Here is a 26837-nt window from a genome sequence, read left to right on the forward strand (position 1 = left end):
GAAGTCGCACGAACGTGCGGACACTTCCCGGTCCGCCGGGTTAGCGTGGGCGCGGACCTCGGCAGCGAGGTGGCGTCGCCGGACGGGGCCGGCCGAGCGGCAGGAGCGGCATGGGCGGGGTGGTGGACGAACCGGGACGCTCCGCCGCGCCCCCGGGTCCCAGCCCGCTGTCCGGCGAGGTGCTCCTCCCGCACCGCGGGTTCACCAAGGCCCCCCAGATGATCGGGTGGTTCGCGCTGCTCGGCGGGCTGCTCGGCTCGGTCAACCTGTTCGTCGCCGGCGTGCTGCGCCCCGGCGTCTGGACCCTGCTCTACGGCGCCGTCATGGTCGGCCTGTTCGTGCTCGGCGCCTTCCTGATCACCTCGCGCCGGATGGCGTCGCGGCTGCTGCCGCTCGTGGTGCTGAACGGGCACGTCATCTACGTGGTCGTGGTGTGGTGCGTGACCGACGCCGGCAGGTACGCGACCCCGGTGATGCTGCTGTTCTCGGTCGTCACCGGTGCGCTGGTGCTGCAGCGCGCGGCGTTCGTCGTCAGCTGCCTCGTGCTGGTGCCGGTCCTCGCGTTCGCCCTCTACCCCCGGTACCCGGACGACCGCGCCGGCCTGGTCGTGCAGGTCGTGGTGCACAGTGCGGTCCTGGTCATCACCGCCGTCAGCCTCTACCTGCTGCGCCGCCGCGCCGAGCAGCTGCTCGAGCGCACCTGGCGGTTGTCGCGCACCGACGAGCTCACCGGCCTGCCGAACCGTCGCCAGGTCACCGAGCGCGCCCCCGACCTGGTCGCCCGGGTGCAGCGCGAGCACGCGATGCTCTCGGTGCTGGTGCTCGACGTCGACCGGTTCAAGCAGGTCAACGACGAGCACGGCCACGCCGTCGGCGACGCCGTGCTCGCCGCGGTGGGGGCCGCCCTGGCCCAGCAGGTGCGCGCCGACGAGCTCGCCGCGCGCACCGGCGGCGAGGAGATGGTGGTGCTGGCCTGCGTCCCGGACGCCGGCGAGGCGACCCGGCTCGCGCAGCGGCTGCAGGCCGCCGTCCGGTCGGCCGACAGCCCGGTGCCCGTCACCTGCTCGCTCGGCCTGGCGGTCGAGCGCCCGCCGGCGGGCGCCGACCCGGCAGCCTGGGTGTGGCACCAGGTGAGCGTGGCCGACGGCGCGATGTACCGCGCCAAGCGCGAGGGGCGCGACCGGCTCGTCGTCGAGGACCGGCTGCCGGTCCGCACCGACCCCCAGCGCTGACACCGGCGCCGCCACCGGCGCCGGGAGGTCAGTCCGCCTCGACCGCCTCGAGGTGCAGCACCACCGACTGCTCGGGGTGCACGGCCGGCACCTGCAGGCCCACCCGCTCCAGCACCGCACCGGGGACGACGGCGCCCTCGGCCGACCACCACGGCGGTGTGCGCAGCCCGGACGGCGCGGCGCCGGGCTGCACCGGTGTCACCCGGTAGCGGCGCTGCGGGTCGAGCCCGCGCAGCCGGGCGCGCGGCGGCCGCTCCGGCAGGCTCCAGGCCAGCGAGGCGATCTCGACCAGGGCCTGCGAGCCGTCCGGCGCCACGACCCCGTGCACCCAGGTGGTGCCGGACGGGTCGGGCCCGCGGACGAGCCGCCCGGTGGCCAGCAGGTCGCGGTGCCGCTTCCACTCCGCGATCCAGGCCGCCAGCTCGGCCCGCTCGTCGTCGGAGGCCGTGGTGACGTCCCACTCGACGCCGTAGTGGCCGAACAGCGCGGTCGCGGCGCGGAACGACAGGTCGTGCCGGCGGCCGGTGGTGTGGCTGCGCGGTGAGCCGACGTGCGAGCCCATCAGCTCCGGCGGGAGCAGCTGGGAGGTCCAGCGCAGCAGCCGCTGCCGCTCGAGCGGGTCGATGCAGTCCGACACCCACACCCGGTCGGTGAGCTCGAGCACGCCGAGGTCGATCCGGCCGCCGCCGGCCGAGCACGACTCGATCTCGAGGTCGGGGTGGGCCGCCTTGACGGCAGCCAGCATCCGGTAGAGCGCGAGGGTCTGCTCGTGCTCGACGGGGCGGCCCCCGCGTCCCCGGTGGCCCGCCTCGACGTGGTCGCGGTTGTGGTCCCACTTCACGTACTGCACGTCGTACTCGTCCAGCACCGCCAGCAGCCGGCCGAGCACGGCGTCGTAGCAGGCCGGGTCGGCGAGGTTGAGCACGTGCTGGTGCCGCTGCTCGACGGGCAGGTCCGACCGCGCGGCCATCACCCACTCCGGGTGCGCCCGGGCCAGGTCGGAGTCGAGGTTGACCATCTCCGGCTCGAACCACAGGCCGAACTGCATGCCGTGGGCGTGCACGGCGTCGACCAGCGGGTGCAGGCCGTCGGGCCAGGCGTCCGGCGACACCGTCCAGTCGCCGAGGCCGGCGCGGTCGTGCCGCCGGGCGCCGAACCAGCCGTCGTCCAGCACGAACCGCTCGATCCCGATCTCGGACGCGACCCTCGCGAGCTCGAGCAGCCGGTCGGCGTCGTGGTCGAAGTAGACCGCCTCCCAGACGTTCAGCGTGACCGGGCGGTGTGCGTCGACGTGCTGCGGACGCGAGCGCAGGTGGTCGTGGAACCGGTGGGCCACGGCGTCGAGCCCGTCGCCGAACGCGCCGTGCAGCCAGGGGGTCCGGTACTCCTCACCGGTCGCGAGCTGCACCTCGTCGGGCAGCAGCAGCTCGCCGCCGCCGAGCAGCCGGTCGCCGGACGCGTGGTGCTCGGCGACGTACCGGGTGTTGCCGCTCCACCCGACGTGCACGGCCCAGGTGCGGCCGCGCTCGAACCCGGCGCCGGCCTCGCTCGCGTGCAGCACGTACGGCGAGTCGAGCCCGGTGCGCCCGCGCCGGCCCTCGCGGACGTGGCTGCCGACGACGAACGGGTGGCGCTGGGCCGACCGCTCCATGCCCCAGCGCCCGGTGAGGTCGAGCAGCTCCTCGGCGGCGTCGGCGACCGGCAGGTAGAGCGACAGCTCGTGCACGGCCAGCGGGTCGCCGTCGTTGCGCAGCGTGGCGCGGGCGCGCAGCAGACCGCCGGTCAGCAGCTCGAGCTCGAGCCGCAGCCGCAGCGCGTGCTCGTCGTCGACGGCGTCGACGACGAGCAGCCCGGTCCCCTGCTCGTGGTGCGCGCGGACGTCGGCGCCGTCGACGGTCACGGCGTCGGTGCGGAACCGGGTCGACCACGCCTGGCCGCCGCGCGAGGCGACCAGGCCGGGACGCCCGAACCACCCCGTCCACGGCTCCGGGACGAGGGCGGGCGGACCCGCGTCGATCCCGTTCTCGTACGCGTCCTCGGCGCGGACGACGAGCGCCGCCGCCGCGGCCCCGGCGGCGTCGAGCGGGCCGAGGTCCTCGCCCCAGTGCAGGACGGCCGGGAGGCGGTCGGGGGCGCAGCGGACGAGCACGGAGACGCCGGCCTCGCGCAGGTGCACGAGCCGGTCGGGGGCCTCGATCCGGGAGGAGGTCGTCACCCCGCCAACACTAGGCTGGGAGGCATGACCCACGTCCTGTCCGCCGTCGCCTGGCCGTACGCCAACGGCCCGCGCCACATCGGCCACGTCGCCGGTTTCGGCGTGCCGTCCGACGTGTTCAGCCGGTACATGCGGATGGCGGGTCACGAGGTGCTGATGGTCTCGGGCACCGACGAGCACGGCACGCCGATCCTGGTGCAGGCCGACAAGGAGGGCGTCACCGCGCGCGAGCTCGCCGACGCGAACAACGCGGTCATCGTCGGCGACCTCGTCGGCCTCGGGCTGTCGTACGACCTGTTCACCCGCACCACGACCGGCAACCACTACGAGGTCGTGCAGGAGATGTTCCGCACGGTGCGCGACAACGGGTACATGGTCGAGCAGACCACCCAGGGCGCGATCAGCCCGTCGACCGGCCGCACCCTGCCCGACCGCTACATCGAGGGCACCTGCCCGATCTGCGGCTACACCGAGGCCCGTGGCGACCAGTGCGACAACTGCGGCAACCAGCTCGACCCCACCGACCTGATCGACCCGCGCAGCAAGATCAACGGCGAGACGCCGGAGTTCATCGAGACCCAGCACTACCTGCTCGACCTGCCCGCGCTCGCCGACGCGCTGCACGAGTGGCTCGACGGTCGCGAGGCCGCCGGCACCTGGCGACCCAACGTGATCCGGTTCTCGAAGAACATCCTCGAGGAGATCCGGCCGCGCGCGATGACGCGCGACATCGACTGGGGCATCCCGGTGCCGGGCTGGGAGGACCAGCCGACGAAGAAGCTGTACGTCTGGTTCGACGCCGTCGTCGGGTACCTGTCGGCGACGGTCGAGTGGGCCCGTCGGCAGGGGACGCCGGAGCGCTGGCGCGAGTGGTGGAACGACCCGCAGTCCCTGGCCTACTACTTCATGGGCAAGGACAACATCGTCTTCCACTCCCAGATCTGGCCGGCCGAGCTGCTCGCGTACAACGGGCAGGGGTCCCGCGGCGGCGAGCCGGGGACGTTCGGCGTCCTCAACCTCCCCACCGAGGTCGTGTCCTCGGAGTTCCTCACGATGGGCGACCAGCAGTTCTCCTCGAGCCGCGGCCACGTGCTCTACGTGGGCGACTTCCTCGACAAGTACGGCCCCGACGCGCTGCGGTACTACATCTGCGCCGCCGGGCCCGAGACCTCCGACGCCGCCTTCACCTGGGCCGAGTTCGTCACCCGCAACAACTCCGAGCTGGTGGCGGGCTGGGGCAACCTGGTCAACCGGACGGCGACGATGGTCGCGAAGAGCTTCGGCGAGATCCCGGCCGCCGGCGCCCTGGAGCAGGTCGACGAGGACGTGCTCGCCTCCGTCCGAGGCGGTTTCACCACCGTCGGCGAGCTGATCGGGCGGCACCGGCTGCGCGCGGGCGTCGCCGAGGCGATGCGCGTCGTGGGCGAGGTGAACAAGTACCTCACCGCCACCGAGCCCTACAAGATGAAGGACGAGAGCCAGCGCGAGCGGCTCGCGACCGTCCTGCACGTGGCCGTGCAGTGCGTCAGCGACTGCAACCTGCTGCTCGCGCCGTTCCTGCCGCACGCGGCCAACGCCGTGCACCGCACCCTCGGAGGCGAGGGCGACCTGGTGCCGATGCCGGTCGTCGAGCAGGTCGACGAGCTCGACACCGGGTCGGGTGCCGGCCTCACCCGCTACCCCGTCATCACCGGCGAGTACTCCTCGACGCCCCGGTGGGAGCCGCGGGCCGTCGTCGTCGGCACGCCGGTCGCCAAGCCGGTGCCGGTGTTCCGCAAGCTCGACCCCGCGGTCACCGACGACCGCGGCTGGCCGGGCTGACACCGGGGTGGCCGAGCGCCAGCGCCGGGCCGACGCGCAGGTCCGCCCGCCGCTGCCCGAGGCGCTGCCCGTCGTGGGCGGCGGGGTGGTCGACGACCACACCCACCTCGACCACGAGGCGTCCGACGAGGTCGTGGCGTCGCTGCTGCTCGCGGCGGAGCGGGCCGGGGTGCCGCGCTCGGTGCAGATCGGCTGCGAGCTCGAGTCGGCCCGGTGGACCGTCGGCGCGGTCGAGCGCTTCCCGCAGCTGCTCGGCGGCGTCGCGATCCACCCGAACGAGGCGCCGCGACTGGCCGCGGCCGGCACCCTCGACGACGCGCTGACCGAGATCGAGCGGCTGGCGCGGCACCCGCGGGTGCGGGTGGTGGGGGAGACCGGGCTCGACGCCTTCCGCACCGACCACGACGACGCCGTCGCGGCCCGGGCGCAGGAGGAGTCGTTCCGGGCGCACGTCGAGATGGCGAAGCGGCTCGGGAAGGTGCTGCAGATCCACGACCGCGACACCCACGACGACGTGCTGCGCGTGCTCGCCGACGGGGGGGCGCCCGACCGCACCGTCTTCCACTGCTTCTCCGGCGACGCCGCGATGGCCCGGTTCTGCGCCGAGCAGGGCTGGTACCTCTCGTTCGCCGGCGTCCTCACCTTCAAGAACGCGCACGAGCTGCGGGAGGCGCTGCGGGCGGTCCCGCTGGAGCAGGTGCAGGTCGAGACCGACGCCCCGTACCTGACCCCGGCGCCCTACCGCGGCCGGCCCAACGCCGGGTACCTCGTCCCCCTCACCGTCCGGGCGGTGGCCGAGGTGCTCGACCGGCCGGTCGAGCAGGTCTGCGAGGTGCTGGCCGCCACGAGCGAGCAGCTGTACGGCCCGTGGTGAGCCGCTAGGTCCAGTAGAGGACGCGGCACCCTGGTAGCCGCTCGGCCAGCCGGCCGGAGAACCACGTGCGCAGCTCGCGCATCACGTCGGCGGGGTAGACGTACTTCACCGCGCCGTACCTGCCGTGCTTGCGCGAACGGCTCGCCTCGTCCATCTCGAGGCGGGTCCGCGGGTACCAGCCGGTCAGGACGTCCTTGCTGCCCGGCGTGAACCGGTGCGTGATGAGCTCGGCGGTGAGGTCGAGGTCGGCGACGCCGTCCACGGCGGCCGCGACCAGGTCGAGCAGGTGGTCGTACGCGTCCTGCCAGCCGGGCACGGGCATGATCGGCGCCACCGTGAGCCCCACCGGGTAGCCGTCGAGCGCGAGGCGCCGCAGGGCGGCGACACGGTGCTCGAGCGGGCTGGTGCCGCCCTCGAACCGCGTGGTGACCGGTAGCGCGTTCACCGACAGGCGCACCCGGGTGCGCCCGGCGTGCGGCAGGCCGACGAACCGGTCGACGTCGTCGTACTTGGTGGTCCAGCGCAGCTGCACGTCGTCGTCCCAGGCCCCGAAGTGCCGCACCGCCCGCTCCCAGGAGCCCGTGAGGTGGTCCAGGGCCAGCGGGTCGGTGTAGCAGGAGGCCTCGAAGGTCGTCCCCTCGTGCGCGCGGTCGGCCCTGCGGCTGGTCACCGTGCCGCGGTGCGCGTAGTCGGCGAGCCCGTCCAGGATCAGGTCCAGGTCGGCGTACACGCGGGTGACCGGTGGGCCGCTCAGCGACCCGGCGAGGTAGCAGTACTGGCAGTGCGCGGGGCAGCCCTCGGCGAGGTCGACCCGCCAGTCGGCGCTCGGGGCGATGGGCTGCAGCCGCCGGCGCGACGGCGGGCTCACCACGACGGCGAGCGTCGACTTGGCGCGGGCGTAGGTCTCGCGGTCGGTGGCGCCCCGGACGCCGGTCAGGCGGTTGGCGCGGAGCCGCTCCACCTCGATCCCGAGCCGCTCGACCCGCTCGACGACCTGCCGGCCGTGCTCGTGCTCGAGCGCCGCGGGGGTCACCACCACCCGGCGGGGCAGCCACCGCCGGGCCGCCCGTGCCGGCGGCGCCGTGCCCGCGAGGTCGTGCAGGTCGGCCTGCTCGCCGCTGGCGTCGTGGGGCGCGTCGAGGTCCGGTGCGAGCGGGACCGAGAGGTCGATCGCGTCGTCGGTCCTCCGGTGCGCCCCGGTGCCCATGCTCGACCGTCGCACGGGTGCCGGGATCGCGCGATCTGTCCGGATCGATTTCGCGCAAGGTCTCGAACAGGTTACGGTGGATCGTCAGCCGGGGTCGGGGAAGGCCTCGGGCGACGGCATCGGCGTGACGTCGGAGCGGCCCCCACGGGGACCGTGACGGGGTCACGTCCTTCGCGCGCGAGCACACCGGGGACCGCTCGGGCGCGTCGCCCCGTGCCGTGCCCGAACGCCTCCGATGCCCGGGCAGATCGACGTCAGGATCCCTGTGTTCTCGTTCCCCTCCGGACGCGCGACCCGCATCGCGGGCCAGGCCGCCGTCCTCGCCGTCCTCGTGGGTGGCACCGCCGCGTACGCCGCCAACGACACGACCGTCGAGCTCACCGTCGACGGCAAGACCTCCGAGGTCAGCGCCTTCGGCCGCACCTCGGTCGAGGACGTGCTCGAGAAGGCCGGCGTCGAGGTCGGCCAGCGCGACCTGGTCGCCCCCTCGCTCGACACCCGCGTCTCCGACGGCGACGAGGTGCTCGTGCAGTTCGCCCGGCAGCTGACCGTCACGGTCGACGGCCAGGAGCAGACCTACTGGACGACGGCGCTGACCGTCGACCAGGCCCTGGAGGACCTCGACATCCGCGCCGAGGGCGCGTGGCTCTCGTCCTCCCGCTCGTCCCGGCTGGCCCGCTCGGGCGCCGAGCTCGAGCTGTTCACCCCCAAGGACGTGCAGGTGCTCGTCGACGGCCGCACCGTCGACGCCACCTCGACCTCGCGCGACGTCGCCGCCCTGCTCGAGGAGCTCGGCGTCGTCCTCGACGCCGACGACACCACCAAGGTGCCGCTCGAGACGCCGCTGTCGGACGGGCTCGTGGTCGACGTCGACCGCATCGTGACCCAGGAGCACACCTACGTCGCCGCCGAGGCCGCCCCGGTCGAGGAGCGCGAGAGCGCCGACCTGTTCCAGGGCCAGACCAAGGTCCTCGAGGCCGGTCGCGACGGGCAGCGCACGATCGTGCTGTCGATCACCACCTCGGACGGCTCGGAGGTCTCGCGCACCGAGGTGTCGAGCACGCTGACCCAGGCGCCCGCCGCCAAGGTCGTCCTGAAGGGCACCAAGCCGAAGCCGACCGTGCCGAGCGCCCCGCCGAACTACGCCCCCGGCAGCTCGGTCTGGGACCGTCTGGCGCAGTGCGAGTCCGGCGGCAACTGGTCGATCAACACCGGCAACGGCTACTACGGCGGCCTGCAGTTCAACCTGAGCACCTGGCAGTCGAACGGCGGCAGCGGCTACCCGCACCAGAACACGCGGGAGCAGCAGATCGCGGTCGCCGAGCGGCTGCACGCCGCCCGCGGGTTCAACCCGTGGCCGGCCTGCGCCGACAAGCTCGGTCTGCGCTGAGCGAGCACACCACCCCTGACGGCCTGCTCGGTCCCGGCGACATCCGGGACCTGGCAGGCCGTCTCGGCGTCCGGCCGACGAAGACCCTCGGCCAGAACTTCGTGGTGGACGCCAACACCGTCCGCTCGATCGTGCGCCGCTCCGGCGTCGGCGGCGACGACGTGGTCGTCGAGGTGGGGCCGGGTCTCGGCTCGTTGACGCTGGGTCTGCTCGACGTCGTCGCCGCCGTCGTGGCCGTCGAGGTCGACCCGGTGCTCGCCGGACAGCTGACCGCCACGGTCGCCGACCGCCGGCCCGACCGCGCGACCGCGCTCACCGTGGTCGCGGCCGACGCCCTCGAGGTCACCGCGCTGCCGGGCCCGCCGCCCACGGCGCTCGTGGCCAACCTGCCGTACAACGTGGCGGTGCCGGTCCTGCTCTCCTTCCTCGAACGGTTCCCGTCGCTGCGCACCGCGCTGGTGATGGTGCAGTCGGAGGTGGCCGACCGGCTCGCCGCCGGGCCGGGCAGCCGCACCTACGGCGTCCCGTCGGTGAAGGCGGCCTGGTGGGCCGAGACCACCCGCGCGGGGTCGGTCGGGCGCTCGGTGTTCTGGCCGGTGCCCAACGTCGAGTCGGCGCTGGTGCGCCTGGTGCGACGCGACCCCCCGGAGACCTCCGCCTCCCGCGAGGAGGTCTTCGCCGTCGTCGACGCCGCGTTCGCGCAGCGCCGCAAGACCCTGCGCGCCGCGCTGGCGGGCTGGGCGGGTGGTGCCGACCGCGCCGAGGCCGCGCTGGTGGCGGCCGGGATCGACCCGCGCACCCGCGGCGAGCGGCTCACCGTCGAGCAGTTCGCGGCCGTCGCCGCGGCGGCCCGTCCCGACGCGCCGGGGCGCGCCGCAGCCGACTAGGGTCGGTGCTCACCGGGCGACGGGAGGCGGCTCGCATGACGGTCACGGCCGACGGCGTCCGCGTCCGCGTGCCCGCGAAGATCAACCTCGGGCTGGCGGTCGGTCCGCCCCGGCCCGACGGCTTCCACGAGCTCGCCACCGTCTACCAGGCGGTCTCGCTCTACGACGACCTGCACGCCACGCCGGCCGACGACGTCACCGTCGAGGTCGAGGGCGAGGGCGCCGACGCCGTCCCGGCGGACGGGTCGAACCTCGCGGTGCGCGCGGCCCGGCTGCTGGCCGAGCGCGCGGGCGTGGCGGAGGGGGCGCACCTGCGCGTCACCAAGCGCATCCCGGTCGCGGGCGGCATGGCCGGCGGGTCGGCCGACGCCGCCGCCGCGCTCGTCGCCTGCGACGTCCTGTGGCGCACCGGCCTGGCCCGCGACGAGCTGGCCGACCTCGCCGCGCAGCTCGGGTCCGACGTCCCCTTCTCGCTCGTCGGCGGGACCGCCGTCGGAACTGGTCGCGGAGAACGGGTCTCGCCGGCGCTGGCGCGCGGCGAGTACCACTGGGTGCTCGCCCTCGCCGACGGCGGCCTGTCGACGCCCGCGGTCTACGCCGAGTGCGACCGGCTGCGCGACGGCCGCGACGTCCCCGACCCCGTCGTCCCCGCGTCGCTCATGCAGGCGCTGCGCACCGGTGACCCCGCGGCCCTCGGCGCCGCGCTCCACAACGACCTGCAGCCGGCCGCGCTCAGCCTCGCCCCCGACCTGCAGCGCACCCTCGAGGTCGGCGAGGGCGAGCGCGCGCTCGGCGCGCTGGTCTCCGGGTCCGGTCCGACGGTCGCGTTCCTCGTGCCCGACAACGACGCCGCGCTCGACCTGTCGGTCGCGCTGTCGGCGTCCGGGACGTGCCGCGACGTGCTGCGCGTCACCGCGCCGGTCGGCGGCGCGCGCGTGGTCGAGCAGGTCGTCCACCGCTGACCCCCGGCTCGGCGCGCGCGACCGCGAACCGGACCGCAGGGTGGAGGGGTGAGCGCCGAACCCCTCGACCCCAGCGTCCCCGCGCCGCCCGCCGACGCGGCTCCGGCCGACGTCCCCGCCGACGTCGCCGCGACCCTGCGCGAGATCGCGGCCGACCGGTTCGGGTGGACGACCTTGCGGCCCGGACAGGCCGAGGCGGCCGGGGCCCTGGCCGCGGGTCGCGACGCGCTCGTGGTGATGCCGACGGGGCACGGCAAGTCGGCGGTGTACCAGCTCGCCGGGCTCGCGCTCCCGCGCGCGACCGTGGTGGTCTCGCCGCTGATCGCGCTCCAGCACGACCAGGTCGTCTCGCTCGCCGGCACCGGCGTCGACGACGCGGTCGCGGTGAACTCGCGGCTGTCGGTGGCCGAGCGCGACGACGCCTGGGCCCGGGCCGCCGACGGCTCCGCGCGGTTCGTCTTCCTCTCGCCCGAGCAGCTCGCCCGCGACGACGTGCTCGAGCGGCTCCAGTTCCTCCAGCCCTCCCTCCTCGTGGTCGACGAGGCCCACTGCGTCTCGCAGTGGGGCCACGACTTCCGTCCGGACTACCTGCGGGTGGGCGAGGCCGTCGAGGCGCTCGGCCGCCCGACCGTGGCGGCGCTCACCGCGACCGCGTCGCCCCCCGTGCGCGACGACGTCGTCGCGCGGCTGCGGATGCGCGACCCGCTCGTGCTGGTCGAGGGGTTCGACCGGCCGAACCTGTGGCTCGAGGTGACCCGCACGACGTCCGACGACGACAAGCGCGAGCAGGTGCTGCTGCGCGCGGCCACCTCGGCCAAGCCGGGCCTGGTGTACACCGCGACCCGGCGGGACGCCGAGCGGTACGCGGGGGAGCTGAGCGGGCTCGGGCTGTCGGCGGCGGCCTACCACGCCGGTCTGCGCGAAGCCGAGCGCACGCGGGTGCACGAGGAGTTCCTGGCCGGCGACCTCGACGTCGTCGTCGCGACGTCGGCCTTCGGCATGGGCATCGACAAGGCCGACGTGCGGTTCGTCGTGCACGCCTCGGTGACCGACTCGCTCGACTCGTACTACCAGGAGGCCGGTCGCGCGGGCCGCGACGGCGAGCCGGCCCTGGCGGCGCTCTGGTACCGGCCGGAGGACCTCGGGCTGCAGCGGTTCCTCGGCGGCGGCGCGGCCGACGAGGACGTGGTGCGCGCCGTGGCGAACCGCGTGCACCGCGCTGCCCCCGACCGGCTGACGAGAAGCGCGCTGCACGAGCAGGTCCCGGGCAGCCGGGCCAAGGTGACGGCCGCGGTGAACCTGCTCGAGCAGGTCGGGGCGGTGCTCTGCTCGCCGAAGGGGCTCGTCTGGGTCGAGGGCGTCGCCAAGGGCGGCGCGGTCACCGCCGCGCTCGACGCCGACGAGACGCGGCGGCGGGTCGCGCGCACCCGCCTCGACATGGTGCGCGCGTACGCGGAGACGACGGGCTGCCGGCGGCAGGTGCTGCTCGGCTACTTCGGCGAGACCCCGGACGGCCCGTGCGGCGGCTGCGACACCTGCCGCGACGGCTCGGCGCGCGAGCAGGCCGAGCGCGCCGCCGAGGTCGACCTCGGCGACGTGCCGGCGCTGCAGCCGGGGCAACGGGTCGAGCACCGCGAGTGGGGCCGCGGCACCGTGGTGCAGCTCGAGGCCGACCGGGTCACCGTCCTGCTCGAGGACGAGGGGTACCGCACGCTCGCGCTCGGGGCGCTGGCCGGCACCGACCTGCTGCGCGTGGTCGGCTGACCACTCCCGGCGGGCGACCCGCACGTCCGGACGCGCCCGCGGCGGGTGCGAGGATGGACGCGCCATGGCCCACCTGCTGAACGCCGAGTCGGCGACCGTCGTGCTGGCCGCCCGCACCGTGCTCGACCGCGTCAGCCTCGGCCTCGACGACGGCGACCGGGTGGGCGTCGTCGGCCGCAACGGCGACGGCAAGAGCACCCTGCTGCGCACCCTGACCCGACGCCAGGACCTCGACGGCGGCCGCGTCACCCACACCCGCGACCTGCGCGTCGGGTACCTCGAGCAGGCCGACCTCACCTCGTCCGGCACCGTGCTCGAGACCGTGCTCGGACCCGACCGGCTCGCCGCCGGCACGCACGCCTGGGCCGGCGACGCCGCGGTGCGCGGCGTGCTGGCGGGCCTGCTGTCCGACATCGAGGCGGCTGTCCCCGGCGGGTACGACGCGCCGGTGTCGGCGCTGTCGGGCGGGCAGCGCCGACGCGTCGCGCTGGCCGCCGTGCTGCTCGGCGACCACGACCTGCTGGTGCTCGACGAGCCGACGAACCACCTCGACGTCGAGGGCGTCGCGTGGCTGGCCGAGCACCTGCGCACCCGCTGGCCGGCCGGCCGCGGCGCCCTGCTCGTCGTCACCCACGACCGGTGGTTCCTCGACGCCGTCTGCACCACCACCTGGGAGGTGCACGACGGCGTCGTCGACGCGTACGAGGGCGGGTACGCCGCCTACGTGCTCGCGCGGGCCGAGCGCGCCCGGGTGCAGGCCGTCACCGACGAACGGCGCGCCAACCTGCTGCGCAGGGAGCTCGCCTGGCTGCGCCGGGGTGCCCCCGCGCGCACGTCCAAGCCGAAGTTCCGCATCGACGCGGCGTCGGCGCTGGTGGCGCACGAGCCGCCGCCGCGCGACTCGGTCGAGCTGGTCGCCACCGCCTCGGCCCGGCTCGGCAAGGACGTTCTCGACCTCGAGGACGTCACCTACGCGGTCGAGCAGGACGGCGTGCGCCGGACGCTGCTCGACGGCGTGACCTGGCGGCTGGCCCCGGGCGACCGGGTGGGCGTGGTCGGCGTGAACGGCTCCGGGAAGACCACGGTGCTGCGGCTGCTAGCCGGCGAGCTCGTCCCGGACGCGGGACGGGTGAAGCGGGGCTCGACCGTCCGGCTCGGCGCCCTGACCCAGCACCTGCGCGAGCTCGACGAGGTCGCCGGCTACCGGGTCGTCGAGGCGGTGCAGCGCGAGAAGGGTGCGGTGCAGGTCGGCGGCAAGGAGGTCAGCGCGACGCAGCTCGTCGAGCGCCTGGGCTTCACCGGCGAGCGCGCGTGGACGCCCGTCGCCGACCTCTCGGGAGGGGAGCGACGACGGCTCGCGCTCGTGCGCCTGCTCGTCCACGAGCCCAACGTACTGCTGCTCGACGAGCCGACGAACGACCTCGACACCGACACGCTGGCCGCGCTCGAGGACCTGCTCGACTCCTACGCCGGCACCCTCGTCGTCGTCTCCCACGACCGGTACCTGCTCGAGCGGGTCTGCGACCGGCAGGTCGCGCTGCTCGGCGACGGCCGCGTCCGCGACCTGCCGGGTGGGGTCGAGGAGTACCTGCGCCTGCGCGAGACCGTGCCCGTGGCCGGCGGGGCCCCGTCGCCCGCGGCCGCCCCCTCCGCGGCGGCACCCGCCGGGCCGTCGAGCGCGCAGGTGCGCGCGGCGCGCAAGGAGGTCGCCCGGCTCGAGCGCGCGGTCGACCGGCTCACCCGGCGCGAGGGCGAGCTGCACGCGCAGATGGCCGAGGCCGCCACCGACCACACCCGCGTCCTGGCCCTCGACGCCGAGCTGCGCTCGGTCGTCGCCGAGCGGGAGGCCGCCGAGGAGGCCTGGCTCGAGGCCGCCGAGGTCGCGGGCTGACCCCACCCGTCCGAGATCCCCACCGTCCGATCTCCCCACCGCCCCAGCGAGGAGCACCCGTGAGCGACGCCGCCGACCCCGCCGCCCCGATCCGTCCCGGCGCCGCCGTGCGCCCCGGGGTGGTCGCCCTGGTCACCGCGCTGGTCGTGAACATCGCGGTGGTGCTGGTCGGCCGGTCCACCGGCGCCGACCTCGAGGTCACCCAGGGCGGCACCACGACGACCGTCGGCGTGCCCCAGGTCGCCGCGATGACGGTCGGCCCGCTCGCCGCGGCGACCGTCGTGCTGGCGCTGGTGGGCCGCTTCGGCGCCCACGCCTGGAACCTGCTCGCCTGGGCGGGCCTCGGCATCGGGGTGCTCACCGCGGCGCTGCCGCTGCTGGCCGACGCCTCGACCGAGACCCGGCTGACGCTCGCCGTCCTGCACGTGTGCGTCGGCTTCTCCTGGTTCCTCGCGGTGCGCCGCGCGCTGCCGCAGGGGGCGCTCGCCTCAGCCTGAGGCGTCGCGCCGCACCAGCACGACGGCCACGTCGTCGTCGCGGCGGGGGTCGCGCACGGCCGCGACGACGCGGTCGAGCCAGCCGTCGAGGTCGTCCCCCCGCAGGTCGCGCAGGGCCGAGACCAGCCGCGCCGTGCTGACGTCGGCGTCCTCGCCGGGGCGCTCGGTCAGGCCGTCGGTGTGCAGCACCAGCACCTCGCCGGGCGCCACCACCGTCTCGAGCACCGACCGCTCGCCCCCGCCCGCACCGAGCAGGAAGGTGGCCTGCGGGCGCAGCAGCTCGACCGAGGAGTCGGCGCGCACGACCAGGGCGGGTGGGTGCCCCGCGCTCACCACCTCGGTGCGCCCGTCGTCGCCCACCACGGCGTAGACGGCGGTCACGAGCTGCTCGACCTGCAGGACGTCGAAGACCCGGTCGAGGTGGGCCATCACGGCGTCCGGCCGGTCGTCGAGCGCCACGAGCGCGCGCAGCGTCGACCGCATCTGCGCCATCACGGCGGCCGCCGCCACCCCGCGCCCCATCACGTCGCCGACGAACAGCGCGAAGCGGTCCCCGAGCGGCACCAGGCCGTAGAAGTCGCCGCCGGCGTCCGTCCGCCCGGCGGGCAGGTAGCGCACCGCGACGCCCCACCCGGGCGGCTGGGGGAGCGCGGCCGGCAGCACCGCCTCCTGCAGCTCGAGCGCGACGTCGCGCACCTGGCTGTGCAGCTGGGCGTTGTCGATGGCCACGGCGGCGCGGCGGGCGATCTCCTCGCCGACGCCGAGGTCGGCGGGACCGAACCGGCGTCCGTGCTCGCCCGCGACCCAGGTGACGACGCCGAGGACCCGTTCGTGCACCGTCAGCGGGCACGACATCGCGCTGCGCGCCTCGAGCAGCCGGATCAGCCGCAGGTGCTCCTCGTCCTTCGCGCCGTGGGCGAGCATCTCGTCGGTGACGTCCGGGACCAGGACGCTGCGTCCGGTGCGGAGCACCGCGTACGGGCCGCCGGTGTCCTCGGGTGAGGCGGGGTAGCGCTCCTGCAGCAGGCGCACCGTGTCGTCGAGCTCGGGTCGGTTGTGCGCGACGGCGATGGTCCGCAGGCGCCCGTCCTCGGCGAGCGAGATCGCGCACCAGTCGGCGAACGACGGGACAGCCGCCTGGGCGACGGCCCGCAGCGTGCTCTCCAGGTCGAGGTCGCCGGCCAGGCTGGACGCGGCGTCGGCGAGCAGCGACAGCTCGGTCTGCCGGTCGGCGACGGCGCGCTGGGCGTCGACCCGGTCGATCGCCGCCGCGCAGGTGTCGGCGAGCAGGCGCAGGAAGATCCGCTCGGTCTCGTCGAGGTCGCGCCGGCCGGCGAACGACAGGTTGAGCACGCCCACGCAGCGGTCGCCGCCGACGAGCAGGGGCAGGGCCAGCAGCGTCCGCTCGCCCTCGCTGGCCATCTCCAGGTCCGGGTAGCGCCGCCGGATCTCGTCCAGCCCGCTGACGAGCACCCGGCGGCGGGTGCGGAACGCCTCGGCGGCGGGGTTGGTGCCGCTGACCGGGAAGGTGGCCCACCGCCGGCGGACCGAGTCCTGCACGCCGGTGATGCCGACCATCGTCAGGGTCGTGTCGTCGAGGGCCAGCGAGAGCGACCCGATCGCCGCGCCGGCCGCCTCGGTGAGGTGGTCGGTGACCACCTTCGCCACGGCCTCGTGCGAGTCGGCGACGAGGAGCTCGGCGGTCGCCGCAGCGAGGCGGCGCAGCCGCTGCGGGTCGCTCGTCCGAGCGGCGACGTCGTCCGACATGCCCTGGATCGTAGGGGCTCTCGCACCACGACCCGGCGCCGACGACGCGCCGCGTGGCGGACGGGCGCGCACCGCGCGGGTGGTGCCGCCGTCCGGGTGCCGCTCAGCCGTCGAACGGGCGGACGAGCGCGCGCAGGGTAGCGACGAGCGCGTCGCGGTCGGGCTCGGCGAGCGCGGCGAGCAGGCCGTGCTCGCGCCGGACGAGGTCCTCGACCGCGGCGTCGACCCGCTCGCGGCCGGTGTCGGTGAGCCGCACGAGGACGCCTCGGCGGTCGCTGGGGTCCGGCAGCCGGGTGACCAGGCCCTGCGCCGCCAGCCGGTCGACGCGGTTGGTCATCGTCCCGCTCGTCACGAGGGTCTGGGTGACCAGCTGCCCGGGCGAGAGCTGGTACGGGTGTCCCGCCCGGCGCAGGGCGGCGAGCACGTCGAACGCCCAGGCCTCCAGGCCGTGCGCCGCGAAGGCGGCCCGGCGCGCGCGGTCGAGGTGGCGCGAGAGCCGGTCGACGCGGGAGAGGACCTCGAGCGGCGAGACGTCGAGGTCCGGCCGCTCGCGGCGCCAGGCGGCGACGATGCGGTCGACCTCGTCCTGGGGCACCGGCCCAGGATAGGCCCGCCGTCGAGATTCTCGACGCCGAGACTCTTGACGGCCTCGTCAGCAGGTCTCGAGCGCCGCCTCCTGCTGCGCCTGGATCGGCAGCACGGCGTCGTTCGCCGCGTCGATCTCGGCGAGCGGGTAGGTCTCGTTGCTCGTGCCGGTGGCGAACAGCCGCTCCTGCTCGACGTACTGGTTCAGCACCTGCACCTGCAGCCGGGCGACCTCCTGCAGGCAGGGCGCGCCGCCCTCGGCGGCGGCCGCCTCGAGCAGCGGGCCGTGGGTGCGGGCGACGTCGGCCGCCGTCGAGGTGGCGGCGATCATGCAGGTGAGGTCGTCGCCGGGAGGGCAGGCCTGCCGCTCGTCGAGGGCCGCCTGGGTCGCGTCGAACGCGGCCTTCAGCGCGGCCTGTAACGCGGCGTGGGCCGCGTCGGACTCCGCCTGCGGGTCGGCCGTCGGCTCGCTCGTCGTCGGCTCGCTCGTGGCCGGCGTCGTCGGGCCGGCCGTCGTCGGGTCGGCCACCGGCCCGGGCTCGGGCGAGCACGCGGTCAGCAGCAGGGCGCCGAGGCCGAGGGCGGTCAGGAGCCGGGTGCGCACGGGGTGGTCCTCTCGTCGGGCGGCCGCCGTCCGGCCGTCACCCCCATGGGACCACGTCGGGCGCTGGTCGGTTCCCGGCTGTCCCCAGGCGTTCTCGCGGGTCGCTGGCGACCGGGACGGTCAGGCGACCGTCCAGGTGTCGGAACCGAGCAGCAGCGCGTCGAGGTCGTCGTCGCCGGTGCGCGGGGCGTCGCCGCCCTCGTAGCCGGCGCCGTGCACCTGGCTGCGCACGACGTCGTCGTAGGTCGGCCGCTCGAACTGGCGGAACACCCCGACCGGCACCGCGGCCATCGTCGGGTCGTCGAGGCGGGAGATCGCGAACGCCTGCGTCGGGTCGTCGGCGGTGGCGTCGTGCACCAGCGGCTCGCGGCCGCCGAGCTCGGAGACCGCCACGACCTCGGCGCCACCGGACGCGCTGCGCACGACCGCCTTGCGGTCGGCCTCACCGCCGAACAGGATCGGCTGCCCCTGGTCGAGGTGCACCAGGCGGGCCTCGGCCTGCTCGCGGTCCTTGAGCACGTCGAACGCGCCGTCGTTGAAGATCGGGCAGTTCTGGTAGATCTCGACGAGCGCAGCACCCCTGTGCGCCACCGCGTTCCGCAGCACCTGCTGCAGGTGCTTGCGGTCGGAGTCCATCGTCCGGGCGACGAAGGTGGCCTCGGCACCGAGCGCGAGCGACACCGGGTTGAACGGGTGGTCGGCCGAGCCCGCCGGCGTCGACTTGGTGACCTTGCCGACCTCGGACGTCGGCGAGTACTGGCCCTTGGTCAGCCCGTAGATCCGGTTGTTGAACAGCAGCACGGTGAGGTTCACGTTGCGCCGCATGGCGTGGATCAGGTGGTTGCCGCCGATCGACAGCGCGTCGCCGTCGCCGGTGACGACCCAGACGTTCAGGTCGGGGCGGCTGACCGCGAGGCCGGTGGCGATCGCGGGCGCGCGGCCGTGGATCGAGTGCAGGCCGTAGGTGTCGAGGTAGTACGGGAAGCGCGAGGAGCAGCCGATGCCGCTGACGCACACCACGTTCTCGCGCTTGATGCCGAGCTCGGGCATGAACGCCTGGACGGCCGCGAGGATCGCGTAGTCGCCGCAGCCGGGGCACCACCGCACCTCGCTGCCGGACGTGAAGTCCTTCTTGGAGAGGGCTTCTCCCTCGCCGAGGGTCGGGACGCCCTCGAGCCCGGTGCGGACGCCGGGGAGGCCGAGCTGGATCGTCACGAGATCTCCTTCGCGTGCAGCTGGATCTGCTCCACCAGCTCGGCGGACGAGAACGGCAGGCCGCGCACCCGCGAGTACCCCTGCACGTCGACGAGGTACCGGGCGCGCAGCAGCAGCGCGAGCTGGCCGGAGTTCATCTCCGGGACGAGCACCCGGTCGTAGCGGCGCAGCACCTCGCCGAGGTTCGCCGGGAACGGGTTGAGGTGGCGCAGGTGGGCGCGGGCCACGGGCGTCCCGGCCTGGCGCGCGGCACGGGTCGCGGACGCGACCGGGCCGTAGGTGGACCCCCAGCCGAGCACCAGCAGCCGGGCGGGACCGGCGCCGTTCGCGGCGCCCGGGTCGTCGACCTCGACGTCGGGCACGTCGACGCCGTCGACCTTCGACTGGCGCAGCCGCGTCATCAGCTCGTGGTTGTCGGGGTCGTAGGAGATCTCGCCGGTGAGGTTCGCCTTCTCGATGCCGCCGATGCGGTGCTCGAGCCCCGGGACGCCGGGGGGCGCCCACGGGCGGGCGAGGGTCTGCGGGTCGCGGACGTACGGGTGGAACACCGGTGCGCCCTTGGCGTCCTCGGCGTTGGTCTCGGACGCGAACGGCACCCGCAGGTCGGGGAGCGAGGCGACCGACGGCACCTGCCACGGCTCGGACCCGTTCGCCAGGTAGCCGTCCGACAGCAGGACCACCGGGGTGCGGTAGGTGGTGGCGATGCGGACGGCCTCGACGGCGGCGTCGAAGCAGTCGACCGGCGACTGCGCGGCGACCACGGGCAGCGGGGCCTCGCCGTTGCGGCCGTGCAGCGCCTGCAGCAGGTCGGCCTGCTCGGTCTTGGTCGGCATGCCCGTCGACGGCCCGCCGCGCTGCACGTCGACCACGACGAGCGGCAGCTCGAGCGAGACGGCCAGGCCGATCGTCTCGGCCTTGAGCGCCAGACCCGGCCCGGACGTGGACGTCACGCCGATGGCACCGCCGTACGAGGCGCCGAGCGCCATGCCGACGGCGGCGATCTCGTCCTCGGCCTGCAGCGTCGTGACGCCCAGGTGCTTCAGGCCCGAGAGCGTGTGCAGGATGTCGGACGCCGGCGTGATCGGGTACGACCCGAGCACCAGCCGCAGGCCGGCGCGGTGCGCCGCGGCGACGAGGCCGTAGGCGAGCGCGGTGTTGCCGGTGACGTTGCGGTACGTGCCGGTCGGCGCCGGCGCGGGGGCCACGGTGTAGCGGACGGCGAAGCCCTCGATCGTCTCGCCGTAGGCCCAGCCCGCCTTGAGCGCGGTGAGGTTGGCCTCGAGGATCACCGGCTTCTTCGCGAACTTCTGCACCAGGAACGCCTCGGTGCCCGTGGTGGGGCGGTCGTAGAGCCACGACAGCAGCCCGAGGCTGAACATGTTCTTGCTGCGCTCGGCGTCCTTGCGGGTGAGGTCGAGGCCCTCGAGCGCCTTCACCGTCATCGAGGTGAGCGGCAGCGCGTGCACCCGGTACGACTCGAGCGAGCCGTCCTCGAGCGGGTTCGCCGAGTAGCCGACCTTGCTGAGCGCGCGCGTCGTGAACTCGTCGGAGTCGACGATGACCGTGCCGCCGCGCGGCAGGTCGCCGAGGTTCGCCCTGAGCGCCGCCGGGTTCATCGCGACGAGCACGTCGGGGGCGTCGCCGGGGGTGAGCACGTCGTGGTCGGCGAAGTGCAGCTGGAAGCTCGAGACGCCCGGGAGCGTGCCGGCAGGTGCCCGGATCTCGGCCGGGAAGTTCGGCAGCGTCGCCAGGTCGTTGCCCAGCGCGGCGGTCTCGGCGGTGAACCGGTCGCCGGTCAGCTGCATGCCGTCGCCGGAGTCGCCGGCGAAGCGGATCACGACGCGTTCGAGCGTCTCGACCGGACGATCGGTCGTCGCGTCGGTCTCCTGCGTCGTCATCTGCGCCCTTACCGTCCCTCGGTCAGGATGTCCAGTACTTCCTACGCCATCGTAGGCTCCCCTTACCGGCGCTGCCGAGCGGCCCAGCAGGTGGGACGTGCCACACCCCGGCCCCTGTTCGTTCACCACGTTCAGTTGGCGATCACCTACCGGACGTGGCGTGCGGGCCTCGTCAAGTGGGTGCCCGCCTCGCCGAGGAGTCAGGCGTCCAGGACGTCGGCGGCGTGGTCGGGGACCTGGCGGTACCGCTCGCGCGGGGGCCGGACGTAGTCCTCGGCCGGGGGCCGCGGCGGCAGCTCGACCGGCTCGAGCGGGGTGGGGACGTACGGCACCGAGCCGAGCAGGTGGGCGATCATGTTCATCCGCGCCGCGCGCTTGTCGTCGGCCTCGACGACGTACCAGGGCGCGACGTCGGTGTCGGTGCGCTCGAACATCTCGTCCTTGGCGCGCGAGAAGTCGACCCACCGGTCGCGGGTGGCGAGGTCGTTGGCCGAGAACTTCCACCGCCGCAGCGGGTCCTCGACGCGCGAGCGGAAGCGCTGCTCCTGCTCCTCGTCGCTCACCGAGAACCAGTACTTGCGCAGGAGCACGCCGTCGTCGACGAGCATCTGCTCGAACCCCGGGCACTGCCGGAAGAACAGGTCGACCTGCTCGGGCGTGCAGTACCCCATCACCCGCTCGACGCCGGCGCGGTTGTACCAGGACCGGTCGAACAGCACGATCTCCCCGGCCGCCGGCAGGTGCTCGACGTAGCGCTGGAAGTACCACTGCGTGCGCTCGCGCTCGGTGGGCGTCGGCAGCGCGACGACCCGCACCTGCCGCGGGTTGAGGTACTCGGTGATGCGGGTGATCGCCCCGCCCTTGCCCGCAGCGTCGCGGCCCTCGAACAGCACCACGACCCGCTGCCCGGTGTCGCGCACCCACGTCTGCAGCTGCACCAGCTCGGTCTGCAGCCGCAGCAGCTCCGCCTCGTACCGCCGCCTGCGCTCCTGCTTGCGCTGCTTCCCCATCGACCGAGGCTAGGACGTCGCGTTCACGCCGTCCTGCGCAGAACCCGCCCCGTCAGGGTCGGTCGAAGGGGCGTGAGGTGCGCATCCGGGCCGGCGGGCGTCAGTGTCCAGGTCCCGATCGCCCTACTCGAGGCCCCGTCGGAGCCGTCAGCCGCCGGTGCGCAGGCGGTCGGCGACCTCGAGCAGCCGGGTGGTCTCGTCGTCGGTGAGGGGGACCCCGAGCTCGCGCAGCCAGTGGCCCAGCTCGCCGGGCTCGAGCGGACGGTGCTCGGTCGGCTCGCCGGGACGCCGGACGGTGAGCGCCTGGTGCGTCACGGTCGTGTGCCCGCCGTCGCCGAACCGCGTGACCATCAGCCCGTGCCGGAAGTGCGTCGTCGGGTGCGTGCTCGTCCAGTGGTGGCCGAGCGCGAGGTCGACCGGGCGGACGGGCAGGTCGTCGGTGGTGTGCATCAGCTCCCACGCGCCGTCGCGGTGGCGGTGCAGCTCCCACGCCGGACCGCTCTGCGGCGTCTCGACGCGGGTCAGCCGGTACGCCCACCCTCCGTGGTCCTCGACCGCGCCGTCGGCCAGCGTGATCGGGCGCAGCACGCTCATGCCGAAGCCGGGGTCGGCGAGCACGCGCTCGCCGTCGACGTCGACCAGCACCACCGCGTGCGTGCGCGGCGCGACGTCGACGTCGCCGACCCGGGCAAGCCGGCGCTCCACCGCGTACCCGAGCCGCTCGAGGGCGGCCGCCAGCAGGGTCGCGTGCTCGAAGCAGTAGCCGCCGCGCCCGCGTCCGACGAACTTGGCCTGGACGGCGTCGAGGTCGACGCCGGGGTGCGTCTCGAGCAGCACGTCGAGGTTGTCGAAGGTGAACCGCCGCACGTGCGCCTCGTACAGCTCGTCCAGCGCCGCGCGGCCCGGTGGCCGCGCGGCCACGCCGACGCGCTCCAGGTACCCGTCCAGGTCGAGGCGGTCCACGCGCCACACGTCGGTGCCCACCCGGGCAGCATCCCACTAGGCTCGCCGGGTGCTCGCGTCCGCAGCGCTGCCGGCCTCGGTGGGCGTGCCGACCCAGGACCCCGGCGGCTACGTCGTGGTCGGGGCGGTGGCGCTCGCGGGCGTGCTGGTCGTCGTCGCGGGCATGACCGTCAACCGGTTGCTGCGCCCGAGCGCGCCGAGCCGCGGCAAGGCCACCACCTACGAGTCCGGCGTCGACCCGGTCGGCACCGGCTGGGCGCAGACGAACGTCCGCTACTACCTGTACGCGTTCCTCTACGTCGTGTTCGCGGTCGACGCGGTCTACCTGTTCCCCTGGGCCACGGTCGTCGAGCTCTACGGCTGGGCCACGGTGGTGACGATGGGCGTCTTCCTCGGCATCCTCGCGGTCGGCCTCGTGCACGTGTGGCGGGCGGGGGTGCTGACGTGGCGGTGAACGAGGGGCCCGTGCACCTGCCCGTGCCGACGGTCGGTCGGGCGCAGCAGCTCGTCCCCGACCCGGTGCGGTACGTCCTGAACTGGGGACGCAGGTACAGCCTGTGGGTCTTCAACTTCGGGCTGGCCTGCTGCGCGATCGAGTTCATCGCGGCCTCGATGTCGCGCAACGACTTCATCCGGCTCGGCGTCATCCCGTTCGCGAACGGCCCCCGCCAGGCCGACCTGATGGTCGTCAGCGGCACCGTCACCGACAAGATGGCGCCGGCGGTGCGGCGGCTCTACGACCAGATGCCCGACCCGAAGTACGTCATCTCCTTCGGTGCCTGCTCCAACAGCGGTGGGCCGTACTGGGACTCGTACTGCGTCACCAAGGGCGTCGACCAGATCGTGCCCGTCGACGTCTACGTCCCGGGGTGCCCGCCGCGGCCGGAGGCGCTGCTGCACGGCATCGTCACGCTGCAGAACAAGATCGCCGGCGAGGACCTCTCGGAGCGCTATCCGGGCGCGGACGGATGAGCGTCGCCTGGCCCGAGGGCCTCGTCGTCGACGAGTCGGACGCCGCAGGGACGCCCTGCGTCGACGTCCCCGCCGACCGCTGGGTGGAGGCCGTGACCGCCTGCCACGACGCGGGTTTCACGTACTTCGACTGGCTGTCGGCCGTCGACGAGCCCGAGGCGGTCGGCGACCGCCCGGTCGGCGCCGACGTCGTCGTGCACCTCGTCGGGTTCTCGCCCCTGCGGCGGGTGCTGCTGCGGGCACGCGTCGGCACCGAGGCGCCCGAGATCGACAGCCTCACGAGCGTCTTCGCCGGAGCGGCCTGGCACGAGCGCGAGACGCACGAGATGTTCGGCATCGGCTTCGCCGGTTTCGACGACGGCTCCGGCCAGGGCCTGCGCCCCCTGCTGCTGCCGGACGGCTTCGAGGGCACCCCGCTGCGCAAGTCGTTCCAGCTCGCGGCGCGCGCCGCGAAGCCGTGGCCGGGCGCCAAGGAGCCGGGGGAGAGCGGTGACGGCCAGGCCGCGTCGCCGTCGCGGCGCAAGCTGCTGCCGCCGGGCGTCCCCGACGCCGCCACCTGGGGGCCGCGCGACGCGCACGAGCCCGTCGGTCCGGTCGACACGGGTGACGACCGTGCCTGAGCTGCTCGGCGACGTCCTCGAGGTCGTGCTGCGCGCGGTCTGCGTCCTCGCCGCGTTCCTCGTGCTGCCGCTGGTCGTCGGCCAGACCGAGCACAAGGTGATGGCGCACATGCAGGGCCGGCTCGGCCCGATGTACGCCGGGGCGTTCCACGGCTGGGCCCAGCTCGTCGCCGACGGCGTGAAGTTCGTGCAGAAGGAGGACCCGGTGCCGGCGGCCGCCGACCGCACCGTCTTCCGCCTGGCACCCGGCGTCGCGCTGGTGCCGTACCTCGTGGCCCTGGCCGCCATCCCGCTCGCGCCGGGCGTGGTCGGGGCCGACGTCGACGCCGGGCTGCTCTTCGTCCTCGCGGTCTCGGCGATCGGCGTGCTCGGCACCCTGATGGGCGGCTGGTCGAGCGGCAACAAGTACAGCCTGCTCGGTGGGATGCGTTCGGCCGCACAGCTGCTCGCGTACGAGCTGCCGCTGGTGCTGGCTGCCACGTCGGTCGCGATGGCGGCCGGGACGCTGAACCTGAGCGGCATCGCCGACGCGTGGCAGTGGTGGTGGCTCGTGTGGCAGGCGCCGGCCGCGCTGGTGTTCCTCGTCGCCGCCGTGGCCGAGCTGCAGCGGCCACCGTTCGACATGCCGATCGCCGACTCCGAGCTCGTCATGGGCCCGTACACCGAGTACGCCGGGCTGCGGTTCGCCTTCTTCCTGCTCGCCGAGTACGCGGGCATCGTCGTGATGTCGGCGCTGTTCGCGGTGCTGTTCCTGGGCGGTTGGGCGGGTCCGTTCCCCGAGGTGCTCGGCTGGCTCTGGACGCTGCTCAAGGTCGGCCTGGTGTCGTTCGTCGTCATCTGGATCCGGGTGTCGTGGCCGCGGCTGCGCGAGGACCAGCTGCAGCGGCTCGCGTGGGTCGTGCTCGTCCCGGTGGCACTGGCCCAGCTGGCGCTCACGGCCGTCGTGGTGGTGGCGCTGTGACCGGGCCCCTGCGCGGTCTGGCCCGGGGCCTCGCCGTCACGCTGCGGACGCTCGGCCGTCCGACCGTCACCGCCGAGTACCCCGAGGTGGCGCCCGAGCTGCCGCCGCGCAGCCGCGGCGTGATCGCGCTGCTCGAGGAGAACTGCACCGTCTGCATGCTGTGCGCGCGCGAGTGCCCCGACTGGTGCATCTACATCGACTCGCACAAGGAGACGGTCACCGTCGAGGGCGCCGCCCGCGACCGGCAGCGCAACGTCCTCGACCGCTTCGCCATCGACTTCTCGCTGTGCATGTACTGCGGCATCTGCATCGAGGTCTGCCCGTTCGACGCGCTGTTCTGGTCGCCGCAGTTCGAGTACTCGCACACCGACATCGGCGACCTCACGCACGAGAAGGAGCGGCTGCGCGAGTGGATGTGGACGGTGCCCCCGCCGCCCGCCCTCGACCCCGCCGCGCCGGAGCCGAAGGAGACGACGGCCTCCACCCGCCCGGCCCGCCCCGCCCGGGCGGAGCGCCCCGCCCGCCCCGAGCGCCCCGCCCGGCCCCCGCGGGAGGAGGCGTGAGCGGGCTCGACGTCGCGATGGCCGCGGTCGCGCTGCTCACCGCCGCGGCGGGGCTGCTGGCCGTCACCAGCCGCAGCGTCGTGCACGCCGCGCTGTGGCTCGTCGTCGCGCTCGGGGGCGTGGCCGGGGTGTACCTGCTGCTCGGCGCCGAGGTGGTCGCGCTGGTGCAGCTGCTCGTCTACGTCGGCGCGGTCGTCGTCCTGGTGCTGTTCGCGCTGATGCTCACCCGCGCCCCGACGGGCCCGCGGCCCGAGCCCGGCGGTCCCGACGACCTCGACTCGCCCCGCCCCGTGCGGGTGCTCGCGGGGGTCGCGGGCCTGGCCACCGCCGTCCTCGTCGCCGGCTCGCTCGTCGCGGCCGCGGACGGGGACCGGGTCGTCGTCCGCGACGCCGCCCGCGGCGCCGCCCGCCCGCTCGGCGAGGCGCTGTTCGGCAGCTGGGTGCTGCCGTTCGAGCTGGTGTCGGTGCTGCTGCTGGCCGCGCTCGTCGCGGCGGTGGCCGTCAGCCGCGGCCGCTCCGGCGGGGGGACGCCGTGATCGACCTGCTCGTCCCGTGGCTGCTCGTCGGCGTGCTGGCCGGCCTGGGCGTGCACGGCGTGCTGGCCCGCCGCAACGCCGTCATGGTGCTGGTCGGCGCCGAGCTGCTGCTGAACGCCGGTGTGCTGCTGCTCGTCACCACCGACCTCGCGGCCCGCGACGGCGGCGACCCGCTGCTGTCCGGCCAGGTCGGCGCGCTGTTCGTGGTCACGATCGCCGCCGCCGAGATCGGGCTCGCGCTCGCCGTCGTGCTCCTGCTGTTCCGCACCCGCGGCACCTCCGACGTGCGCGGCGCGCGCTCGCTCGGCGAGGCGGCGCGCCCGTCCGGCGAGCGGGGGGCCGCGTGAACGCGTCCGACGCCGCCGTCCTGCTGGTGCTCGCGCCGGCGCTCGCCGCCGTCGTC

The 26837-nt window shown here is 74.8% G+C and carries 25 protein-coding genes; 16 read left to right on the forward strand and 9 right to left on the reverse strand.

Annotated elements, in window-relative coordinates:
* The first annotated feature begins 110 nt into the window (after positions 1-110).
* On the forward strand, positions 111-1232 hold the full coding sequence (locus tag ACYVKY_RS03005; protein WP_460433508.1) for a GGDEF domain-containing protein: 1122 nt from the start codon (positions 111-113) through the stop codon (positions 1230-1232).
* A 28-nt stretch (positions 1233-1260) separates the two neighbouring features.
* Here ACYVKY_RS03005 and ACYVKY_RS03010 read toward each other — a convergent pair whose 3' ends face one another.
* Positions 1261-3447 (reverse strand): alpha-galactosidase, encoded by a 2187-nt coding sequence (locus ACYVKY_RS03010; RefSeq protein ID WP_460433509.1) that lies wholly within the window; start codon positions 3445-3447, stop codon positions 1261-1263.
* Between the two features lie 24 nt (positions 3448-3471).
* Between ACYVKY_RS03010 and metG the strand changes: the two genes are divergently transcribed.
* Together metG and ACYVKY_RS03020 are read left to right on the forward strand one after the other, a co-directional pair.
* Positions 3472-5268 carry a methionine--tRNA ligase gene (gene metG, locus ACYVKY_RS03015; protein WP_460433510.1) on the forward strand — a complete coding sequence of 599 codons (1797 nt, stop codon included), beginning with the start codon at positions 3472-3474 and terminating at the stop codon, positions 5266-5268.
* 7 nt (positions 5269-5275) lie between these two features.
* Positions 5276-6142, forward strand: coding sequence for a TatD family hydrolase (locus tag ACYVKY_RS03020; protein ID WP_460433511.1), 867 nt, complete (start codon positions 5276-5278; stop codon positions 6140-6142).
* A gap of 4 nt (positions 6143-6146) precedes the next feature.
* Here the strand turns inward: ACYVKY_RS03020 and ACYVKY_RS03025 are convergent, their stop codons facing one another.
* Positions 6147-7349, reverse strand: coding sequence for a spore photoproduct lyase family protein (locus tag ACYVKY_RS03025; protein WP_460433512.1), 1203 nt, complete (start codon positions 7347-7349; stop codon positions 6147-6149).
* Positions 7350-7614: 265 nt separating this feature from the next.
* On the opposite strand from ACYVKY_RS03025, the gene ACYVKY_RS03030 reads away from it, so the two are divergent.
* From ACYVKY_RS03030 to ACYVKY_RS03055, 6 genes are all read left to right on the forward strand, one after another.
* Positions 7615-8739, forward strand: a complete 1125-nt coding sequence (locus tag ACYVKY_RS03030; RefSeq protein ID WP_460433513.1) for a transglycosylase family protein — start codon at positions 7615-7617, stop codon at positions 8737-8739.
* Complete coding sequence (rsmA, locus tag ACYVKY_RS03035) at positions 8703-9626, forward strand: ribosomal RNA small subunit methyltransferase A (RefSeq protein ID WP_460433514.1); 924 nt, start codon at positions 8703-8705, stop codon at positions 9624-9626. Before ACYVKY_RS03030 ends, rsmA begins: the two co-directional genes overlap by 37 nt.
* 35 nt (positions 9627-9661) lie before the next feature.
* Positions 9662-10588 (forward strand): 4-(cytidine 5'-diphospho)-2-C-methyl-D-erythritol kinase, encoded by a 927-nt coding sequence (locus ACYVKY_RS03040; RefSeq protein WP_460433515.1) that lies wholly within the window; start codon positions 9662-9664, stop codon positions 10586-10588.
* Positions 10589-10636: 48 nt separating this feature from the next.
* Positions 10637-12352 (forward strand): RecQ family ATP-dependent DNA helicase, encoded by a 1716-nt coding sequence (locus ACYVKY_RS03045; RefSeq protein WP_460433516.1) that lies wholly within the window; start codon positions 10637-10639, stop codon positions 12350-12352.
* A gap of 64 nt (positions 12353-12416) precedes the next feature.
* Positions 12417-14243, forward strand: coding sequence for an ABC-F family ATP-binding cassette domain-containing protein (locus tag ACYVKY_RS03050; RefSeq protein ID WP_460433517.1), 1827 nt, complete (start codon positions 12417-12419; stop codon positions 14241-14243).
* A gap of 59 nt (positions 14244-14302) precedes the next feature.
* The gene (locus ACYVKY_RS03055; RefSeq protein ID WP_460433518.1) at positions 14303-14740 is read left to right on the forward strand and encodes a DUF6069 family protein; all 438 of its coding nucleotides are present in this window, start codon (positions 14303-14305) and stop codon (positions 14738-14740) included.
* Here ACYVKY_RS03055 and ACYVKY_RS03060 read toward each other — a convergent pair.
* From ACYVKY_RS03060 to ACYVKY_RS03090, 7 genes are all read right to left on the reverse strand, one after another.
* Positions 14732-16507, reverse strand: a complete 1776-nt coding sequence (locus ACYVKY_RS03060; protein WP_460433519.1) for a GAF domain-containing SpoIIE family protein phosphatase — start codon at positions 16505-16507, stop codon at positions 14732-14734. The genes ACYVKY_RS03055 and ACYVKY_RS03060 overlap by 9 nt on opposite strands.
* A gap of 103 nt (positions 16508-16610) precedes the next feature.
* Positions 16611-17102, reverse strand: coding sequence for a MarR family winged helix-turn-helix transcriptional regulator (locus tag ACYVKY_RS03065; protein WP_460433520.1), 492 nt, complete (start codon positions 17100-17102; stop codon positions 16611-16613).
* A 57-nt stretch (positions 17103-17159) separates the two neighbouring features.
* The gene (locus ACYVKY_RS03070) at positions 17160-17696 is read right to left on the reverse strand and encodes a hypothetical protein (protein ID WP_460433521.1); all 537 of its coding nucleotides are present in this window, start codon (positions 17694-17696) and stop codon (positions 17160-17162) included.
* A 120-nt stretch (positions 17697-17816) separates the two neighbouring features.
* A complete protein-coding gene (locus ACYVKY_RS03075; RefSeq protein ID WP_460433522.1) occupies positions 17817-18911 on the reverse strand; it encodes a 2-oxoacid:ferredoxin oxidoreductase subunit beta in 1095 nt (364 codons plus the stop codon).
* On the reverse strand, positions 18908-20809 hold the full coding sequence (locus tag ACYVKY_RS03080; RefSeq protein WP_460433523.1) for a 2-oxoacid:acceptor oxidoreductase subunit alpha: 1902 nt from the start codon (positions 20807-20809) through the stop codon (positions 18908-18910). Before ACYVKY_RS03080 ends, ACYVKY_RS03075 begins: the two co-directional genes overlap by 4 nt.
* Positions 20810-21009: 200 nt before the next feature.
* On the reverse strand, positions 21010-21819 hold the full coding sequence (gene ppk2, locus ACYVKY_RS03085) for a polyphosphate kinase 2 family protein (protein WP_460433524.1): 810 nt from the start codon (positions 21817-21819) through the stop codon (positions 21010-21012).
* Positions 21820-21966: 147 nt separating this feature from the next.
* Positions 21967-22803, reverse strand: a complete 837-nt coding sequence (locus ACYVKY_RS03090) for an arylamine N-acetyltransferase family protein (RefSeq protein WP_460433525.1) — start codon at positions 22801-22803, stop codon at positions 21967-21969.
* A gap of 28 nt (positions 22804-22831) precedes the next feature.
* On the opposite strand from ACYVKY_RS03090, the gene ACYVKY_RS03095 reads away from it, so the two are divergent.
* From ACYVKY_RS03095 to nuoK, 7 genes are read left to right on the forward strand one after another with little or no spacing between them, the layout of a single operon-like run.
* Positions 22832-23236 (forward strand): NADH-quinone oxidoreductase subunit A, encoded by a 405-nt coding sequence (locus ACYVKY_RS03095; protein WP_460433526.1) that lies wholly within the window; start codon positions 22832-22834, stop codon positions 23234-23236.
* Positions 23227-23754: an NADH-quinone oxidoreductase subunit B gene (locus ACYVKY_RS03100; protein ID WP_460433527.1), complete on the forward strand. Its 528-nt coding sequence runs from the start codon at positions 23227-23229 to the stop codon at positions 23752-23754. Before ACYVKY_RS03095 ends, ACYVKY_RS03100 begins: the two co-directional genes overlap by 10 nt.
* Positions 23751-24374: an NADH-quinone oxidoreductase subunit C gene (locus ACYVKY_RS03105; RefSeq protein ID WP_460433528.1), complete on the forward strand. Its 624-nt coding sequence runs from the start codon at positions 23751-23753 to the stop codon at positions 24372-24374. Before ACYVKY_RS03100 ends, ACYVKY_RS03105 begins: the two co-directional genes overlap by 4 nt.
* Positions 24358-25335, forward strand: coding sequence for an NADH-quinone oxidoreductase subunit NuoH (nuoH, locus tag ACYVKY_RS03110; RefSeq protein WP_460433529.1), 978 nt, complete (start codon positions 24358-24360; stop codon positions 25333-25335). Before ACYVKY_RS03105 ends, nuoH begins: the two co-directional genes overlap by 17 nt.
* Positions 25332-25898, forward strand: coding sequence for a NuoI/complex I 23 kDa subunit family protein (locus ACYVKY_RS03115; protein WP_460433530.1), 567 nt, complete (start codon positions 25332-25334; stop codon positions 25896-25898). The genes nuoH and ACYVKY_RS03115 overlap by 4 nt, the downstream gene beginning before the upstream one ends.
* Positions 25895-26434 (forward strand): NADH-quinone oxidoreductase subunit J family protein, encoded by a 540-nt coding sequence (locus ACYVKY_RS03120; protein ID WP_460433531.1) that lies wholly within the window; start codon positions 25895-25897, stop codon positions 26432-26434. Before ACYVKY_RS03115 ends, ACYVKY_RS03120 begins: the two co-directional genes overlap by 4 nt.
* Positions 26431-26781 (forward strand): NADH-quinone oxidoreductase subunit NuoK, encoded by a 351-nt coding sequence (gene nuoK / locus ACYVKY_RS03125; protein WP_460433532.1) that lies wholly within the window; start codon positions 26431-26433, stop codon positions 26779-26781. The genes ACYVKY_RS03120 and nuoK overlap by 4 nt, the downstream gene beginning before the upstream one ends.
* Positions 26782-26837: the final 56 nt, after the last annotated feature.

It is taken from the genome of Angustibacter speluncae, from assembly GCF_054777815.1.

Excerpts from the sequence above, each read along its gene's own strand:
- ACYVKY_RS03005 (WP_460433508.1), top strand. The coding sequence starts at position 111 with ATGGGCGGGGTGGTGGACGAACCGGGACGCTCCGCCGCGCCCCCGGGT.
- metG (WP_460433510.1), top strand. The coding sequence starts at position 3,472 with ATGACCCACGTCCTGTCCGCCGTCGCCTGGCCGTACGCCAACGGCCCG.
- ACYVKY_RS03025 (WP_460433512.1), bottom strand. The coding sequence starts at position 7,349 with ATGGGCACCGGGGCGCACCGGAGGACCGACGACGCGATCGACCTCTCG.
- ACYVKY_RS03040 (WP_460433515.1), top strand. The coding sequence starts at position 9,662 with ATGACGGTCACGGCCGACGGCGTCCGCGTCCGCGTGCCCGCGAAGATC.
- ACYVKY_RS03050 (WP_460433517.1), top strand. The coding sequence starts at position 12,417 with ATGGCCCACCTGCTGAACGCCGAGTCGGCGACCGTCGTGCTGGCCGCC.
- ACYVKY_RS03060 (WP_460433519.1), bottom strand. The coding sequence starts at position 16,507 with ATGTCGGACGACGTCGCCGCTCGGACGAGCGACCCGCAGCGGCTGCGC.
- ACYVKY_RS03080 (WP_460433523.1), bottom strand. The coding sequence starts at position 20,809 with ATGACGACGCAGGAGACCGACGCGACGACCGATCGTCCGGTCGAGACG.
- ppk2 (WP_460433524.1), bottom strand. The coding sequence starts at position 21,819 with ATGGGGAAGCAGCGCAAGCAGGAGCGCAGGCGGCGGTACGAGGCGGAG.
- ACYVKY_RS03105 (WP_460433528.1), top strand. The coding sequence starts at position 23,751 with ATGAGCGTCGCCTGGCCCGAGGGCCTCGTCGTCGACGAGTCGGACGCC.